Annotated in this window: 15 protein-coding genes; all 15 read right to left on the bottom strand. The window is 69.9% G+C overall.

The window, feature by feature from the left end; all coding sequences use genetic code 11:
- Window positions 1-13: 13 nt before the first annotated feature.
- Window positions 14-1,984, bottom strand: a complete 1,971-nt coding sequence (asnB, locus tag WS96_RS09005) for an asparagine synthase (glutamine-hydrolyzing) (RefSeq protein WP_059832013.1) — start codon at window positions 1,982-1,984, stop codon at window positions 14-16.
- Window positions 1,985-2,276: 292 nt separating this feature from the next.
- Complete coding sequence (locus tag WS96_RS09000) at window positions 2,277-3,308, bottom strand: EscU/YscU/HrcU family type III secretion system export apparatus switch protein (protein ID WP_059832148.1); 1,032 nt, start codon at window positions 3,306-3,308, stop codon at window positions 2,277-2,279.
- 16 nt (window positions 3,309-3,324) lie between these two features.
- On the bottom strand, window positions 3,325-4,134 hold the full coding sequence (sctT, locus tag WS96_RS08995) for a type III secretion system export apparatus subunit SctT (RefSeq protein WP_059502609.1): 810 nt from the start codon (window positions 4,132-4,134) through the stop codon (window positions 3,325-3,327).
- Window positions 4,128-4,802: a hypothetical protein gene (locus WS96_RS08990; protein ID WP_059832012.1), complete on the bottom strand. Its 675-nt coding sequence runs from the start codon at window positions 4,800-4,802 to the stop codon at window positions 4,128-4,130. The genes sctT and WS96_RS08990 overlap by 7 nt, the downstream gene beginning before the upstream one ends.
- Window positions 4,795-6,177: a type III secretion system ATPase SctN gene (sctN, locus tag WS96_RS08985; protein WP_059832010.1), complete on the bottom strand. Its 1,383-nt coding sequence runs from the start codon at window positions 6,175-6,177 to the stop codon at window positions 4,795-4,797. Before sctN ends, WS96_RS08990 begins: the two co-directional genes overlap by 8 nt.
- Window positions 6,174-6,803: a type III secretion system stator protein SctL gene (sctL, locus tag WS96_RS08980; RefSeq protein ID WP_059832008.1), complete on the bottom strand. Its 630-nt coding sequence runs from the start codon at window positions 6,801-6,803 to the stop codon at window positions 6,174-6,176. Before sctL ends, sctN begins: the two co-directional genes overlap by 4 nt.
- The gene (locus WS96_RS08975) at window positions 6,785-7,525 is read right to left on the bottom strand and encodes a SctK family type III secretion system sorting platform protein (protein ID WP_059832005.1); all 741 of its coding nucleotides are present in this window, start codon (window positions 7,523-7,525) and stop codon (window positions 6,785-6,787) included. Before WS96_RS08975 ends, sctL begins: the two co-directional genes overlap by 19 nt.
- Window positions 7,522-8,409, bottom strand: a complete 888-nt coding sequence (gene sctJ / locus WS96_RS08970; RefSeq protein ID WP_034204428.1) for a type III secretion system inner membrane ring lipoprotein SctJ — start codon at window positions 8,407-8,409, stop codon at window positions 7,522-7,524. Before sctJ ends, WS96_RS08975 begins: the two co-directional genes overlap by 4 nt.
- A 52-nt stretch (window positions 8,410-8,461) precedes the next feature.
- A complete protein-coding gene (locus WS96_RS08965; protein ID WP_059832003.1) occupies window positions 8,462-8,938 on the bottom strand; it encodes a hypothetical protein in 477 nt (158 codons plus the stop codon).
- A gap of 124 nt (window positions 8,939-9,062) precedes the next feature.
- On the bottom strand, window positions 9,063-9,272 hold the full coding sequence (locus WS96_RS08960) for a hypothetical protein (RefSeq protein WP_034204426.1): 210 nt from the start codon (window positions 9,270-9,272) through the stop codon (window positions 9,063-9,065).
- Between the two features lie 140 nt (window positions 9,273-9,412).
- Window positions 9,413-10,765 (bottom strand): type III secretion system inner membrane ring subunit SctD, encoded by a 1,353-nt coding sequence (gene sctD / locus WS96_RS08955; RefSeq protein WP_059832001.1) that lies wholly within the window; start codon window positions 10,763-10,765, stop codon window positions 9,413-9,415.
- Complete coding sequence (gene sctC / locus WS96_RS08950) at window positions 10,746-12,782, bottom strand: type III secretion system outer membrane ring subunit SctC (RefSeq protein ID WP_059831999.1); 2,037 nt, start codon at window positions 12,780-12,782, stop codon at window positions 10,746-10,748. Before sctC ends, sctD begins: the two co-directional genes overlap by 20 nt.
- A complete protein-coding gene (gene sctS, locus WS96_RS08945) occupies window positions 12,782-13,060 on the bottom strand; it encodes a type III secretion system export apparatus subunit SctS (protein ID WP_006480854.1) in 279 nt (92 codons plus the stop codon). Before sctS ends, sctC begins: the two co-directional genes overlap by 1 nt.
- On the bottom strand, window positions 13,057-15,264 hold the full coding sequence (sctV, locus tag WS96_RS08940; RefSeq protein ID WP_059831996.1) for a type III secretion system export apparatus subunit SctV: 2,208 nt from the start codon (window positions 15,262-15,264) through the stop codon (window positions 13,057-13,059). The genes sctS and sctV overlap by 4 nt, the downstream gene beginning before the upstream one ends.
- 249 nt (window positions 15,265-15,513) lie before the next feature.
- Complete coding sequence (locus WS96_RS08935) at window positions 15,514-16,347, bottom strand: helix-turn-helix transcriptional regulator (protein ID WP_059831994.1); 834 nt, start codon at window positions 16,345-16,347, stop codon at window positions 15,514-15,516.
- Window positions 16,348-16,575 lie beyond the last annotated feature (228 nt).

The raw sequence follows: 16,575 nt of genomic DNA, 5'->3' as shown, positions 1-16,575 counted from the left end.
CGCGAGCCTGCCGTCACCCCGCGCGCTGCGCCTCCAGCCACGCCTGGAACATCAGCACCGTCCACAACGGGTGCTGCCAGTTCATCCGGCCCGTCTGGTGCTGGCGCCACAGCCGCTCGACCGCCGCCGCATCGAAGAAGCCTTCGTCGCGCAAGCGCGACGGATGCAGCAGCGCCTCGGCCCAGTCGCGCAGCGCGCCGCGCAGCCAGTGGTCGACGGGCGCGCAGAAGCCCTGCTTCGGCCGGTCGATCAGCGCGGACGGCACGTACCGGTCGAGCAGCCGGCGCAGCAGCGCCTTCGGCTGCCCCTCCGGCAAGCGCACCGATGCCGGCACGCGCCATGCGAATTCGACGACGTGATGGTCGAGGAACGGCATGCGCGTCTCGAGGCTCACGGCCATCGCGGCGCGATCGACCTTCGCGAGAATGTCGGTCGGCAGGTACGTGAGCGTGTCGATCGCCATCGCCTGCTCGGCGAAGCTCAGGTGCGCCGGCCACGCGGACACCGTGTCGAGCGGCGTCGGCGGCTCCTGCCCCGCCAACGCGATACGCTCGGGATGATGCACCGACGACATCAGCAGCCGGTACAGCCCGATGCGGCTCTCCGCCGTCATCACATGGCCGAGCTTGTGCAGGCGATCGCCGATGCGCGACGACGATTCGCGCGCCTCCACGCCGCCGCCCCATGCGCCCTGCGCGACGGCCGCGAGCTGGTCCGCGTGATCGGGCCGCAGCGCATGCAACGCGGCGGCGATCCGCGCGCGCACGACGGCCGGCACGCGATGCAGCTTGCGCCACAGGCGCGGCGTGAGGAAGTAGCGCGTATAGCCGCCGAACAGCTCGTCGCCGCCGTCGCCGGACAGGCTCACCGTCACGTGCCGGCGCGTCAGCTCGGAGACGAGAAAGGTCGGGATCTGCGACGCATCGGAGAACGGCTCGTCGTAGATCGACGGCAGCTTCGGCACGACGCCGAGCGCATGGTCGGCCGTCACGTAAAGCTCGGTATGGCGCGTGCCGAGATGGCGCGCGACGGCCTTCGCGTATCCGGCTTCGTCGTAGCCGGCCTCGTGAAAACCGATCGTGAACGTGTCGACCGGCGTCGCCGATTGCGCCTGCATCAGCGCGACGATCGTCGACGAATCGATGCCGCCCGACAGGAACGCGCCGAGCGGCACGTCGGCTTCCATCTGCCGCGCGACGGCCTGGCGCAGGACCGTGTCGAGTTCGCCGACGGCTTCGTCGGGGCTGCCCTCGAACGGCTGCGCGCGGCCCGCCTCGATCGTCTGTTCGAGCGTCCAGTACGCCCGCACGCGCGGCGTGTCGCGCGCATGCTCGAACTGGATGTACGTGCCGGGCGGCAGCTTGCGGATGCCGCGATAGATCGTGTAAGGCGCGGGCACGCTCGACTGGCGCAGGTACAGGCACAGCGCGTCGCGGTCGACCTCGCCGTCGAAGCCCGGATAGCCGCGCAGCGCCTTCAGCTCGGACGCGAACACGAGCGCGTCGCCGACCCGGCCGTAGTAGAGCGGCTTCTCGCCGATCCGGTCGCGCGCGAGCGTCAGCACCCGCGACGCGCGGTTCCACAGCGCGAACGCGAACATGCCGGTCGCGCGGCGCAACGTGGCCTCGACGCCCCACGCGACGATCGCCGCGATCAGCACCTCGCTGTCGGAGTGGCCGCGCCACGCCGGTGCGCGCCCCGCGCGCTCGAGCTCCGCGCGCAGTTCGCGATGGTTGTAGATTTCGCCGTTGAAGACGAGGACGTAACGGCCGCACGCGGAAGCCATCGGCTGCCGGCCGTGCACCGACAGGTCGACGATCGCGAGCCGCCGGTGGCCGAGCGCGATGCCGGCCTCCGGGTCGACCCAGATCCCCTGCCCGTCCGGCCCGCGATGCGCGAGGCTCGCCGTCATTCGCGCGAGCGTGCCGCGCGCTGTCTCCTCATCGAAGGCGACGCTATTCAGAAAGCCGTCGATTCCGCACATTGATTTGTCTGCCCCTGTTGACCTGTTCCGTCACGCGCGGCGCAACCTCGCGGCCGGCCGTCGGGCATGACGGTCGAGCCATATTACGAAGAAATAAATCAGCAATAATTCACCAGTGAATGTTGGCTGGCTGCGGAAAAAAATAGACGTCAAGTGCCGCGTGCACATGGCGGCGCGACGGGGCCATATCGAATCGGCCGGTCGCTCGCAGCCGGTCGCCCGCAGCCGGTCGCCCGGTGACACTGGCAAATCGAAAAAAGGGCCGCATTCCGACAGCGATACCGCCCCCGCGTCAACCCGCGCCGGTCGCCCATTTCAGCAACTGCGCGACCTCGCGGAAATGCTGCGGCTGGATCGTGCCGTTCTCGGGCGTCGTCTCGTACAGCGCCTGCGCGAGCCCGACGTTCGCGAGTGTCGGGCGCAGCGCGTCGCGGGCCAGCCGCACGATCCGCTCGGCCGCGTCGCCCTCGCCGCGCGCGAGCACCCACGGCAGCGAGCCGATCCCGCCGTAGTAGAGCGCGACCGCGACACGCGGCGAATAGACGACCACCGACGCATAGCCGATCCGGTCGGGCAGCGACGCGAACTGCACTTCGCGCGCGAGCTGGCGGCGCTTCGCCTGGATGTGCGGATCGCCTTCGTCCTCCTTGTGCTCGCGCCGCACTTCGTCGATCGACATCTTCATCTTCTGGTTGAACTCGTGCCGCTGGTGCACGATGTCGATCAGCGCCATCACGATGTAGATCAGCGCCGCCCAGCCGAACAGCAGCATCAGCAGCTTCACGATCAGCGCGAGGATCGAGACCGGCCGCGTGAAGCCCGACTGCACGGACGGGTCGAGCGATTCGACGATCAGCCAGCCGAGCGTCGCGACGAGCAGCGCCGTCTTCAGCAGCATCTTCGCGAGGTTGACGAGGTTGCGCAGCGACCACAGGTTCTTCATCCCCTCGGCCGGATTGAGCCGCGACAACTGCGGCACGAGGCGGCTCCACGCGATCACGCCGCCCACCTGCACGAAGCCCGCGAGCAACCCGGCCAGCAGGCCGGCGGCGACGATCTGCGCGGACAGCGTCGCCCAGTCGCGCGCGGCGCCGTCGATCAGCGCCGCGAGCCGCGCGGACGGATCGGCCGAGCCGACCGCGTCGAACACGAGCCGGAACAGCGCCTGCAGGCGCGCGAACAGCGAACCGATGCCCACCGCGAGCGCCACGCACACGCCGACGAAGAACGCGGACGACACCGTTTCCGCGCTCTTCGGCACGTCGCCTTTCTCGCGCGCCTCGCGCAAGCGTTTCGCGGTCGGCTTCTGGTCCTTTTCGGCCATGTCGGCTCCGGCGCGCTCAACCGCCGCCATGCGCGGCGAACAGCGCGCGCAGCAACGCCATCAATCCGCTGTCGGGGCTCAGCAGCGAATGCAGCGACGCGTACACCACCGGCAGGAACAGGATCATCATCAGCACCGCGAGCGCGCTCTTCAGCGGCTGAGAGAACACGAAGATGTTGAGCTGCGGCACCGCGCGGCCGACCAGGCCGATGCCGAGCTCGACGAGCACCAGTACGATCGTGACCGGCGCGGCGAGTTTCACCATCCATTCGAAGATCGTGTCGGTCTGCCGCACGATGAAGGTCTGCAGCATCGACGAGAAATCGGGGCCGAGCGAGCCGATCGGCCACCATGCGTACGACTGCGCGAACAGTTGCACGAGCACCTGCAGCCCGCCCGCCGTGACGAACAGCGCGATCGCGACGAAATTCAGGAATCCCGAGGTCGGGCCGCCCTCGTGCCCGCCCATCGGATCGAAGAAGGCGGCGCTGCCGCTGCCGGTCTGGAAATCGATCAGGTAACCGACGCCCTGGATCGCGAACAGCACCGCGCTGAACGCGCCCGCGAGCAGCATGCCGACCATCGCTTCCTTCGCGACGAGCACGCACCACATCAGGAACGGCAGCGCGGCCACCTGCGCGGCATCGATCGTCGGCGCGACGAACGCGGCGATCACGACCGCGATTCCGTTGCGCACGAGGCCCGTGACGATCTGCTCGTTGAACACCGGCACGACGAACATGATCGGCAGCAGGCGCGGCATCACGTAGAGCAGCGGCCGCAGCATGCCGGCGACGTCGTTGAAGCCCGCGGCCTGGTCTAGCATCGGCGCTCCGCGGCGGCGGGCGGCGCGGGATCGCCGGATGCGGCGCCCGCTTCGGCGTTGGCTTCTGCGGCGCTATCGGCGCCCGTTTCCGTTTCGGTCATTGCCGCATCGAACGCGGCGGCTGCCTGCTGCGGCGTGGACGCATGGCCCGACGCGTCGCCCGCGCAGGCCACCCAGGTGCCGCCCGTCGCGAAGCGCCGCACCGCGTAGCCGTCCGCGACTTCGTCGGCATCGCGCTCGACCCGCGCGGCGCGTGCGTGCAGCGCCTTCTCGCCGGCTTTCTCCAGCTTGTCCTCGGCGGCCTTCGCCTTGCGCGCGGCGCGCTGCAGATCGGCGAGCGTCGCCTCGTGACCGCGATGCACGTGCGCGGCCTCGCTCACCGACGCGTTCGCGGTGCCGATATGGCGGTCGAACGTGCGCGTATCGGCCGCCGCGTTCTGCAATGCACGCGCTTCGCGCACGTCGTCGGCGAGCCGCGCCTGGATCGCCGCCTTCGCCGCGACCTGCTGCGCGAGCTGCGCCTGCGCGGCCGCCAGCGCACGCCGGCTCTGCGCGGCGATGCTCTGCTGGCGCGCGGCGGCGACGCGCGCGATCTGGCTGCGCATCTCGCGCACGCGCTTGAGGCGGGCGAGCGTCGCGAGCACGAGGCGGTCGTCGGCTTCAGACATGATCGTTCGCCAGCTTCGTCAGTTTCGCGAGCAGCGCGTCGAAGCGCACGTCCTCGTCCGACGCCTGCGCGCAGAACGCGCCGATCGCGTCGCGCGCGCGCAGCGCGAGATCGCCGAGCCGGTCGCTGCCTTCGCGATACTCGCCGATCTGCACGAGCAGCTCGATTTCCTGGTATTTCGCGATCAGCTCGCGCACGCGCGCGGCCGCATGCTGGTGCGCGCGGCTCGCGACGAGCGGCATCACGCGCGACAGGCTCGCGAGCACGTCGATCGCCGGATAGCGGTTCGCGAGCGCGATCTTGCGCGACAGCACGATATGGCCGTCGAGGATCGAGCGCACTTCCTCGGCGATCGGGTCCGATTCCTCGTCGCCTTCGACGAGCACCGTATAGAGCGCGGTGATCGACCCGTGCGCGCCCTGCCCCGCGCGTTCGAGCAGGCGCGGCAGCACCGCGAACGTCGACGGCGGAAAGCTGCGCCGCGTCGGCGGCTCGCCGCTCGCGAGGCCGACCTCGCGCTGCGCGCGTGCGAAACGCGTCAGCGAATCGACCAGCAGCAGCACGCGCTTGCCCGCATCGCGGAAGTGCTCGGCGATCGCGGTCGCGACCAGCGCGGATTTCACGCGCTCCATCGCCGGGCGATCCGACGTCGACACGACGACGATCGACCGCGCGCGCACCTCGGGCGACAGGCTGTGCTCGATGAATTCGCGCACCTCGCGGCCGCGTTCGCCGACCAGTGCGATCACGTTCACGTCGGCCCGCGCGCCGCGCGCGATCATCCCGAGCAGCGTGCTCTTGCCCACGCCCGACGGCGCGAAGATGCCGACGCGCTGCCCGATGCCGAGCGTCATCAGGCCATCGATCACGCGCACGCCCGTCGGAAACGGCGTGTCGATCATCTTGCGCGCGAGCGGATTCGGCGGGTCCTGCTGCGTCGACACCCACGCGGCGCCCGTCACCGGCCCGCGATCGTCGAGCGGCCGGCCGAGCCCGTCGAGCACGCGGCCGAACAGCCCCTCGCCCACCGGAAATACGTGCTCGCGCCCGGACGGCACGACGGTCGTCTCCGGCGACAGCCCCGCGACGTCGCCGAGCGGCGTCAGCAGCGTCGTCTGCCGCGAGAAGCCGACCACCTCCGCGAGCAGCGTCGGCTGGTTCGGCGTGCGAAGCTCGCAGATTTCGCCGAGCCGCGCGCGAATGCCCGTCGCATTCAATATCTGTCCGACCGCGTGGTTGACGCGGCCCTGCACCGACACCGGCGAGAAAAACGCGAGCCCCGCGTCGAGCTCGCCGACGAGGCGGCCGCGATCGAACGGCACGCCGTCGTCGTCGCCGCTGCCGAACGGCTGCGTATCGTCGAGCGGCGCGTTCATCGCGCGGCGCCCTTCAGCGCGTCGCGGCGGATCGCCTGACGCAACGCGTCGATCTGCAGGTCGAGGCTCGCGTCGATGCGCCCGGACGGCGTCTCGACCGTGCATGCGTGGCGTTCGAGCTGCGCGTCCTCGACGATGCGGATCTTCTGCCGGTTCGACTGCCCCGCGAACGCGCCGTCGAGCGCGTCGCGCATCTCGTCCGTGCGGCCGGGCGCGACGCGCACGATCAGGAACGCCTCGTCGCGCACGAGCGGCGCGATCCGCGCGAGCGCGGCCTCGTACAGCTTCTGCGTGTTCATCTCGCCGACGATCGCGCGCACGGCTTTCACGACGATATCGGCCATCGCGTCCTTCATCGTCTCCATCGTGCGCGTGGCGGCGAGCGCCTGCGTGTACGCCTGCGCGGCCTGCTCGCGCTGCGCGCGGCGCATGCCTTCGTCGTAGCCGGCCGCCTGGCGCTTGTCGAATTCGCGCTGCGCGTCGGCGACGATGCGCGCCGCCTCTTCATGCGCGGTCGCGATCACCGCCGACGCGTCGAGCAGCGCCGCGTATTCGCGCTCCTTGAGCACCTTGCGCTCCGACAGCAGTTGCAGGTTGTCGCTCGTGATCAGAAAAGCCAGTCCCATGACGCGAGCCTCTCGGGAATCAGAAACAGGAACATCAGTTCGCCGAACTGGTCGCGCTGCGCGCGGTTCAGCCAGTACGGCGCTTCGTCGTCGATCGCGCGGTTGAATTTCAGGCGCACGCGCCGCGCCACCGCGTCGCCGGCCACGCCGATGAAATCCGCGAGCAGCCGGCCGCCGCGCGCGCGGATCACGGCCGGCAGCGCGGCGGGATCGGCGCGCCACGGTTCGAGCGTTTCGGCGAGCGCGCCGAATTCCGGCGCGCGTTCGAGCGCGAGTTCGAGCGCATCGCCGCCGAGCCGCGCCGCGACTTCCGCGCGGATGCGCCGCCCGGCCAGCGCGTCGCGCAGCCATGCGCGGTGCAGCAGCAGCCCCGCATACGCGGCCAGTTGCTCGAGCGCCGCGCCCGGCAGCAGCGCGAGCCGCGCGCACGGATTCGCCACGGCGAAGTCGTGCCGGTCGGCCACGCCGTGGACGTCGAGCAGATGGCGCGCCAGCAGCTTGCGGCCGGCCGCGCCGAACGCGTCCGGCGAACGGTAGCGCGCGGGCCACTCGGCCGGCACGCGCGTCACGTGCAGATAGCGGTCGGGCCGCAGGTTGAAGTCGCAGACCAGCGCATGAAACGCGGCAGCGCGCGCGGCGGGCGGCGGCGCAAGCGGCTGCAGCCACGGCAGCAGCGCCGCCTCGGCCGCATCGCCCGACACCAGCGCGTGCGGATCGCTCATGCGCCGTCGCGCGCGCCGTCCGGCGTACGCAGCCCGCCGCCTGCCTGCTGCGCGGCCGCGCCGCCGCCCCCGTTCGCGCCGCGCGGCGCGCCGAGCAGGCCCGCGAGCCGCGCGCCGAACATCCCGCGCCGGGCAGCCGACAGCGCGATCACCGCGCAGGTCAGCAGGATCAGCGCGAACACGAGCCAGCCGAGCGGCGAGCGCAATCGCAGGATGTCCGACACCGCGCTGCCGATGCCGTCCACGCGCGTCGCGCGCGCGGCGGCCGGCTGCAGGAACAGCGACACGTTGTCGTACTGCAGCCCCTCGATGCTGTGCGCGACGAGATCCTTGACCATCGGCGCCATCGCGCGCAGGTCGACGCCCTGCCGGTATCGGATGTACACCGCGGCCGACGACGGCTTGATCTTGTCCGCGAGCGGATCGTTCTCCGGAATCACGACCTGCACGCGCGCGACCACCACGCCCTCGATGTCCTGCAGCGTGCGCGACAGATCCTGCGACACGCCATACAGGTAGCGCACGCGCTCCTCGGCCGGCGTCGATACGAGGCCCTGCTTCTGGAACAGCTCGCCGAGGCTCGCATAGCTCGGCTTCGGCAACCCGTTCGCCTGCAGCACCGTGAGCGCCGCCTGCATGTCGCCGTCCGCGACGCTCACGAGCCACGCGTTGCGGTCCGACGTGTCGCGCGCATCGTTGTCCTTCGACGCGCTGATGCCCGCGTCGCCGAGCACCGCGACCATCTGGTTCGCGTCGCGCTCCGACAGGCCCGAGTACAGCTCCTTCTGGCACCCGGCCAACAGCACGAGCAGCCCCGCGAGCAGCGCGCGCGCCGCCCGGCTGCGCCACGCATGCGTGCGCGGCGTCGAATCGATCGTCGTCATCGTTTGTCCGCTTCAGGGCGCGTGAGGCCGCTTGCGGCCCGCACGCGCGCCATCACTCCTGCGTCTTCAGCACCGTGTGCGTGAAGCCGTTCGCCGCCTGTGCAACCGACAGGCTCAACTGGTATTCCGAAATCGTGGTGGTTGCCGTCCACTGGAAATCCATCGCCTTCACCATCGTCATCAACGGATCGCTGCGGCTGTCCGCCATCGACGTCAGCATCTCGCTGCGGTGCTTGTCGATGTTCGCGTACCGCGCATCGAGATCGTTGCCGTACGTGCGCAACCGCTCGACGAGCGACGACTGGTTCGCCTGCGCGGGCGTCATCTGCACGGCCGGCGCCGCATCCGCCAGCGCGCGCGACATCGCGACGCCCGACGAAGACGGCGGAGCGGCCGGCGACGCGCCCGGCTGCATCAGCGCATCGAACTGGCGCACCTGCGCCGGATCGGACGTCGCGCCCGTTTGCTGCGCGGCGCTCGCGAGCGCGGCTGCGCCCGGCGGCGCCGCGCCTACGCCTGTTACCGACATGATCGTGTCCTCCTTGACCGGCAGAGCCGGGAACGGGCCGGCCGGCACGCACCCACGCCGCACCGGGCGCCCGTCACGGGCGGCCCCGGCATCCGGCGTCGCGCGGCACGGCCGGCGACCGGCGTCACGCGCGGCCGGCGGAACTCAGGTGTTGCGCAACCTGGGCATTCGCCGTCCCCTCCTGCGCGGTCACTGCGTTGCTGGTTTCGAACGTCGCAGTCGATTGCTGAACCTGGAAGTTGATCTTGGTCAGTTCGAGCTGCGTCTTGGTCAGGTCGTCGGCCTGTTGCTGGACCTGCTTCGTGTCGGTGGCGCTACCTGCGGCGGCAGTCATGTTTCGCTCCTTTACGTCAAGTTCACTTGCGTTGCCGGCGGCAGCCCCATGCCCCGCCGATGACGTGACGCGCCGCCTGCCGGCGACGTGTCGCGTAATGCGCGCACCGCGAAACGCGTTGCGCCTGATCCGTCGCGGCGCTAATGCGCCGCCTCCTTCGTCGACGCAGTCGATGCACCGGCCGCGGGCGCGCCCGGCAACAGCGTCGGCCCCGGCACCGGTTGCGCGACGCCCGCCGCCGCGCCGCTCGCGAGCGGCGGGACGGGCGGCGCCGGCGCCTGCTCGGGCGCACTCGCCGCCGTGCCGCCGAGCGGCATCGTGATGCGCTGGCCGTTGCGTTCGAACACCACGGCGTCCGGCCCGATCGACACGACGGTCGCGCCCTCCTTCAGCCGCGCGCCTTCGAAATAGCGGCTGCCGTCGACCGTCTCGATGTAGCGCTGGTCGCCGTCGCCGGCGAACACGGTCGTGATCTCCGGAATGCCGGCCGTGCCGCCGAGCGTCGTCGCCGTGCGCGGCGCGGCCGCGTCGGCATCGCGCACGTGATCGACCACCTCGAGCGCCGGGCGGGCGTCCTTCATGTAGTTGCGGATGCGCGGCTCGATCTGCGCACGCGCGGCCGTGCCCGTCAGCTCGATCCGCCCGCGCCCGAGATACGTGACCGTCAGCGCCGTGTCGCTGAAATAGGTCTGCGCGGTCGCCACGAGATCGCTGACCACGTAGATGTTGCCCAGCGCCGCGTTGTCGACGCCCGCGACGATCTGCGCGACGCGCTCGCGCGCGGCCGGGTCGCTCACGTAGCCCGACACGATCACGCCGTCGTCGCGCGGCGCGACGGCCAGCTCCGGATACGCGTGCAGCAACTGCTGCAGCCGGTGCGTGCGCGCGAGCACCGATTCGTGCTGCCACGGCAGCCGCCCCGACCACGCGACGAAGCCGTAGCCGAGCGCGCCGAGCAGCACGCCCAGCCACAGCGCGACCAGCGCGATCACGAGCCGCCGGCTGCCGAGGCGGCGCAGCCCGCCCGTGAGCCAGCCGAGCCACGCGGCCTCGCGCGCGGCGTCCGGCGCATCGGTTTCGTCGGGCACCGCGACGCTCGCCTGCGCATGCCGCGCGATGCCGAGCCGGATCGAGCCGACCGTCACGACGTCGTTCGGCGTCAGCGAGCGGCGCCCGCTGCCGAGCGGCTCGTCGTTGAACAGCACCGGCGCGCCGGCGTCGCCGCCATGGTTCTGCACCGTCACCGCGAGCGAGCCGACCTGCAGGCACACCTGTTTCGCGCCGATCTCGCGATCGGGCAGGATCACTTCGCAATCGGCCGCCGTGCCGACCCAGTTCGCGCCGCGCGCGAGCGACATCGTGCGGCCGTACATCGGCCCGCTCAGGAAGCACAGGTTCCACGGCGACGCGAGCGCGGCCGAACCGGCCCCTGCGCCTCCCGCGCCGCCGGGCAATGCGCCTTCGCCGTGCGGATCAATGATGCTCGTCGACATGCGTGACCACTCCTGCGGTCGTCGCCGGCTGCGCCGCCGCATCCGGCGGCGGCGGCAACGCGGGCGGACCGAACTTCGTGCCGGGCAGCGGCTTCGGCGTCAGCGGGACGGCGATGTCGTTGTCCGGCGGGCGGTACATCGACATCCCTTCCTGGTTCGCCGGACCGTCGACGCCGGGGTTCACGGGCGCGCCGTCCGGGGCATACATCGACGCGGTCGTCACCACGCGCGGCGTCAGCAGATAGAACCGCTCCATGTGATTGCCCGACTTGTCGGTGTACTTGAACAGGTTGCCGATCAGCGGGATGTCGGACAGCCAGGGCACGCCGCTCTTGTTCAGCCGCACCTCGTCGTCGTTGAAACCGGCGATCAGGAGGCTCTTGCCTTCGTCGATCATCGTCTTGGTGACGATGTTGCGCTGCTGGATCACCGGCACGTTCGACACCGCCTGTCCCGGCACGATATTGCCGTCCTGGATGTCGATCGACATCATCACGCTCTGCGGATTGCCCGAGACGGCCGCCGCATTGCGGATCGCCTCGTCGACGATCATCGGCGTCACCTTGATGCTCGTGCCGGTCGTCACGCTGTACAGCGACGAATCCTGGTAGCCCGGCACCTGCACGTAGAACTGCGTGAGGTTCTCGAGGATCGCCTCGGTGTTGTCGAGCGCGAGCACCTTCGGCTTCGAACGCAGCTGCGCCTGGCCCTTCTGCGCGAGCGCGTTCACGCGCGTGAGCAGGTAATTGCGCAGCGACCCGCCGATCGACGCGGTCAGCGCGATGCCGGTCGGCATGAAGGTGCCGGTCGACCCGGTTTCGGACGCGCCGACGCCGAACGTGAGCGGCGGATTGCCGGCGCCGTTGTACTGCGTGTTGCCGTTCAGCGGGTTCGCGCCGTTGCCGATCTGCACGTCGCCGTGCGTCGTGTGCAGGCGCCAGTCGATCCCGAGGCTGTCGAGCGAATCCTCGTTGATGTCGATGATCGTCACGTTGATCTCGACGATGCGCGGCCGCTCGTCGAGCTGGCCGATCAGCGACTGGTAGCGGTACATGTTCTCCGGCAGGTCGCGCACGATCACCGCGTTGATCGCCGGATCGGCGACGATCTGCGGCAGCGTGTCGCCGCCGTTGTTCGAGAACGGCGAGAATCCGCCGCCCAGGCTGCCGTCCGTACCGCCGTAACCGCCCTGCCGCGGGCCGCCGGAAATATCGGGGAAATCGAGCCGCGGCACCGCGATCGTCAGCCCCGAGCCGAGCTTCACCTGCCGCGCGGCCTGCCCGAGCGGCGTGCTCGACGGCGCCGCGGTCGTGCCGCCGCCCTTGCCGAACAGCTTGCGCAGGATCGTCGCGACGCCCGGCACCGTCACTTCCTTGCCCGAGCGGTTGATCGTGAAGTCCGACGCCCAGCCGTATTTCAGCCGGAACGCGCGGATGTCCGCATGCGCGCCGTTCGCCGACGGATCGCCGACCGAGCCGACCGCCTGTCGCACCAGCTCGACATAGCGGCGCGGGCCGGCCACGTATACGCTGTTCGTGCGGTCGTTGATCACCAGCGTGTAGCGCTTGTCCGGAATCTGCATCGCCTGCAGCGCGCGGCCGATTTCGCCGGATGCGTTCGGCGGGATCGGAATCATCTGCGTCTGCGACTGGTCGGCCGGATCGACGTACAGGAACGAGCCGTCGTAGTACCACGTGAGCCCGTAGGTCGAGCAGATCGTGTCGAGCGTCTGCTGCGGCGTGCCGGAGAAGCGGCCGCTGATCACGCCGTCGACCTTCGGGTCGACCACCGCCGTCACCCCCTGCGACGACGCGAGCTCGCGGATGAAATCGCCGATCTTCTTGCCGTTCGCGACGATCGTGAACGGCTTGTTGCGCCAGCGCAGGTCCGCGGCGCGCGCATGCTGCGCGGGCGCCATGCACAGCGACGCCGTGAGCAGCGCGGTCGCGCACACGGCGAGCGCGGCCCGTTGCAGGCTGCGCGGTTGAAACCGGATCGAGGCGACGCGTCGACGCATCAAAGGACTCCTGTGGAAGAAACGAACATGCGTTCCAGCGCCTGCTGCGCGAAGCGCAGCACTTCGCCGCCGAGCCAGCCCGACAACAGCACGAGCGCGACCATCACGGCGATCAGCCGCACCGCGATGCCGATATTGGCGTCCTGCACCTGCGTGACGGCCTGCAGGATCGCGACGACGAGGCCCGTGACGGTCGCGATCAGCACGATCGGCAGCGACAGCAGCAGCACCAGCATTAGCGCCTGGCGCGTCAGGTCGAGGATCGTCGAGCTCGTCATTGCACGGCCCCCGGCGCGCGCACGTCGGCGCCCGCGCCGACCGTGCCGTCGTCCGGCGGGTTCTTCACCCAGCCGACCGTATGCAACTGCACGTCCTCCTCGACTTCCTGGTACGACAGCACCGCGAGTTCGGGCAGCACCGGCTGCAGGATCGTCTTCACGTAGCGGCGCGCACCCAGCGCGACCATCACCGCGAGCCGCGCGGCGCCCGGCGCGTTGCCGTGGCCGCCGGAGCCGGCCGCCTGCGCGGCCTGCACGATCGCGCGCACCTGCTCGCCGATGTCCTGCTTGACCGCGCTCGACAGCGCGAGGAAATTGCCCTGCTTGGTGCGCATCACCGCGCTTTCGATCCGCTCCTGCAGGTTCTGCTCGAACAGCACGACCCGCAACTGGCGCGCCGTGCCCGCGTGACGATCGGTGATCATCCGGCGCAGGTCGACGCGCACGAGTTCGACCAGCGCGATCACGTCGTCGGGCTCGTTCGGCGCCCACGTGATCAGGCTCTCGAAAATCACGCGCAAATTGCGGATCGGCACCTGTTCGGCGAGCAGCCGGCGCAGCACCTCGGTCACGCGCTGCAGCGGCACGAGCCGCGTCAGTTCGCCCACGAGCTCCGGATGATCGCGGCGCACCAGATGCACGAGCGCCTGCGTCTCCTGGATGCCGAGCAGCTCGTCCGCATGCTGGCGCACGATCTGCTCGACGTGCGCGGCCAGCGCGCCCTCGCTCGACAGCCATTTGCCGTCCGGCGCCGCGCCGTCCGGCTTGATCCACAGCGCGGTCGCGAACGGGCCGAACGCCTCGGCCGGCTGGCGCTCCGCACGCTCGGGCAGCGGCGCGACGCCGTCCCACAGCAGCCAGCCCGGCTTCAGCGCGCCGTGCGCGACGAGCACGTCCTGCAGGTAGATCCGGTACGTGCCGGCCGGCGCGCCGTCGTCGTCGTTCAGCGTGATGCGCGGAAACACGGTGCCGATATCGGCGTCGACGCGCGCCTTCGCGCTCGACAGCGCCGCCTGCAGTTGCGCGAGATTCAGGCCCGTGCGCAGGTCGTCGGACAGCGACACCGCGATCAGCGACGTGACGCCCGCCGCATGCGACACCTTCGCGGGCTGGCCGTCGTCGGCCGCGCCGACGCGCCCCGCCACATGAATCAGGTTGAAGCTCGGCGCGGACGTCTTGCGCTTGAGCTGCGAGAACGCGAAGGCGCCGAGGCCGAGCGCGATCAGCGCGAACGACCATTTCGGAAAACCGGGCACGACGAGAAAACCGGTCAGCACGAACGCGGCGATCAGCAGCGCACGCGGGTGCGCGCCCAATTGCTCGCCGAGCTGTTCGCCGAGCTGGCGCTGCCGCGCATCGCGCGTCGCGACGCGCGTCGTCACGATGCCGGCCGCGATCGACACGAGCAGCGACGGAATCTGCGACGCCATCCCGTCGCCGACCGTCAGGATCGCGTAACGCTGCAGCGCCTCGCCGATGTCCATCCCGTGCATCAGCGTGCCGACCGCGATCCCCGCGACGATGTTGATGAACGCGATCACGAGGCCCGCGATCGCGTCGCCCTTCACGAACTTCATCGCGCCGTCCATCGCGCCGTGCATCTGCGATTCCTGCTCGAGCTTCTCGCGGCGCTCGCGCGCTTCGTCGGCGCTGATGATGCCCGCGCGCAGGTCGGCGTCGATGCTCATCTGCTTGCCCGGCATCGCGTCGAGCGAGAAACGCGCGCCGACTTCGGCCACCCGCTCCGACCCTTTCGCGATCACGATGAACTGCACGACCGCGATCACGAGGAACACCACACCGCCCACCACCACGTTGTTGCCGACCACCAGCCGCCCGAACGCGTCGATCACGTGGCCGGCATTCGCATGCAGCAGGATCAGCTTGCACGACGCGATGTTCAGCGCGAGCCGGAACAGCGTCGTAAACAGCAGCAGCGCGGGAAACGACGAGAAGCTGACCGCGGACGGCACGTAGGTCGACACCGTCAGCAACACGACGCTCGCGGCGAGATTCAGCGAGATCATCCCGTCGAGCGCGGCCTGCGGCAGCGGCAGGATGAACAGCGCGACGACCGCGACGATGAAGGTCGCGAGAAACAGGTCGGCGCGCGGCGACGCGCCCCCGAGGCGCCGTCCGGACACGCCGCGGCCGGCGGAAAACCACCGCTGCCAGTCGCGGGAGAGCGCCTTCGGTTCAGCCATCGTGCCGTTGTCCTGTCGTTGTCGCCGGCTGGCACGGGCAACCCTTTCCCGTGCTGCGCGGACCGTTGAATGGGACGAGTGTAGCGACGGGAAACGGCGGAAAAAGAAGCGCGCCTCGTAGCGCGAAAGCGCGTTTTCCTCAGACGATCGAATCGGACTACGAAACCCGGCGGCCCGTTCGGACACGTGCCGCCGGAACCGCTTCCATCGCGCGCCGGGGGCCGGCGCGCGCCTGCGACGGACGTCGGATCAGGACGGCAGCCGCCGTGCGGCGAGGTACGCGAGCTGCGCGCGGTTCTGCACGTTGAAGAGCTTTTCCAGCGAGCGAATGTGGTGCCCGACCTTGTGCAGCGACGTACGCAGCGCGCTCGCGATCTCCTGGTCGGACAGCCCGTGCACGAGCCGGTCGAGCACCTGCTGCTGCTCGTCGCCGAGCGCGAAGCCGCGCATGCGCGCGACCCGCGCCTCGAGGAACGGCAGCGCGACGCGATGCACGGCAAGACTGACCGACAGCGCGCCGCCGATCACGCGATCGTCGATCCAGTCGGTGCCGTGCGTTTCCGACGTCACGTTCACAGCGACGCGCAGGTCGAGGCGCGGCGCCGACAGGCCGAAGATCACGCCGCTGTTCATCGCATGCGCGCGCAGATGGCCGGCGAGCGCGAGCACCTTGCGGTCGCCGCTGCCCTGTGCGGCCGCCTCGATCTCGTCGAGCCGCCACGCGACCGGGAAGCCGCTCTGCCGCACCTGGGCGAAGCGCGGATCGCTTTCGTACAGCATCCCTTCGATGAACGGCTGCATGAACGTCGCCGGCGCGAGGTCGCGCAGCAGATGCGCGCGCAGAATGCGCCGCCCGATCATTTCGTACGCGCCGTAACCGAGCGTACTGAATCCGATTTGCCGCAATCGCGCATGGCATTGCGCGAAATCGAATGACGCAAGGTCGCTTTTACCGGACGTTATTTGAATACCGGTAAAAACGTCACGCTCGATTGCATGATATTCGTTCGAATAAGCGGCAGCGGCCGCTATATCGGCTTGTGAGAACCACTCGACGCGTGGTGCGCCGTCAGCATATGTCATGAGGAGCCCGCCCTTTCCCAATATGTGAAACTGCGCCCCGTCACGATCTGGTCTTTTCTTTATGATTTTCTGGTCGTCGCCATATGCGTGCGAATATGAACCTTTCGCCGCCATTCGTATTACGGCATATTACGCACACACCGGCATTTTTGTACAATGCCCCCGCGTTTCGTCAGGGATGACGATCGGCGCATATCACAACGATGCTCGGTCGCACCGCCGCGAATG

The organism is Burkholderia sp. MSMB1835, assembly GCF_001526365.1.
Classification (GTDB): Bacteria; Pseudomonadota; Gammaproteobacteria; order Burkholderiales; family Burkholderiaceae; genus Burkholderia.
The sequence above is the reverse complement of the archived record's forward strand: the minus strand, read 5'-3'. Positions and strand labels throughout refer to the sequence as shown.

Bases quoted from the DNA above. Each gene is read 5' to 3' on its own strand.
- sctJ (WP_034204428.1), bottom strand. From the start codon at position 8,409: ATGACGACGATCGATTCGACGCCGCGCACGCATGCGTGGCGCAGCCGG.
- sctS (WP_006480854.1), bottom strand. From the start codon at position 13,060: ATGACGAGCTCGACGATCCTCGACCTGACGCGCCAGGCGCTAATGCTG.
- WS96_RS09000 (WP_059832148.1), bottom strand. From the start codon at position 3,308: ATGGCCGAAAAGGACCAGAAGCCGACCGCGAAACGCTTGCGCGAGGCG.
- WS96_RS08990 (WP_059832012.1), bottom strand. From the start codon at position 4,802: ATGTCTGAAGCCGACGACCGCCTCGTGCTCGCGACGCTCGCCCGCCTC.
- asnB (WP_059832013.1), bottom strand. From the start codon at position 1,984: ATGTGCGGAATCGACGGCTTTCTGAATAGCGTCGCCTTCGATGAGGAG.
- sctL (WP_059832008.1), bottom strand. From the start codon at position 6,803: ATGGGACTGGCTTTTCTGATCACGAGCGACAACCTGCAACTGCTGTCG.
- sctT (WP_059502609.1), bottom strand. From the start codon at position 4,134: ATGCTAGACCAGGCCGCGGGCTTCAACGACGTCGCCGGCATGCTGCGG.
- WS96_RS08965 (WP_059832003.1), bottom strand. From the start codon at position 8,938: ATGTCGGTAACAGGCGTAGGCGCGGCGCCGCCGGGCGCAGCCGCGCTC.
- sctN (WP_059832010.1), bottom strand. From the start codon at position 6,177: ATGAACGCGCCGCTCGACGATACGCAGCCGTTCGGCAGCGGCGACGAC.
- sctC (WP_059831999.1), bottom strand. From the start codon at position 12,782: ATGCGTCGACGCGTCGCCTCGATCCGGTTTCAACCGCGCAGCCTGCAA.
- WS96_RS08935 (WP_059831994.1), bottom strand. From the start codon at position 16,347: ATGACATATGCTGACGGCGCACCACGCGTCGAGTGGTTCTCACAAGCC.
- WS96_RS08960 (WP_034204426.1), bottom strand. From the start codon at position 9,272: ATGACTGCCGCCGCAGGTAGCGCCACCGACACGAAGCAGGTCCAGCAA.
- sctD (WP_059832001.1), bottom strand. From the start codon at position 10,765: ATGTCGACGAGCATCATTGATCCGCACGGCGAAGGCGCATTGCCCGGC.
- sctV (WP_059831996.1), bottom strand. From the start codon at position 15,264: ATGGCTGAACCGAAGGCGCTCTCCCGCGACTGGCAGCGGTGGTTTTCC.
- WS96_RS08975 (WP_059832005.1), bottom strand. From the start codon at position 7,525: ATGAGCGATCCGCACGCGCTGGTGTCGGGCGATGCGGCCGAGGCGGCG.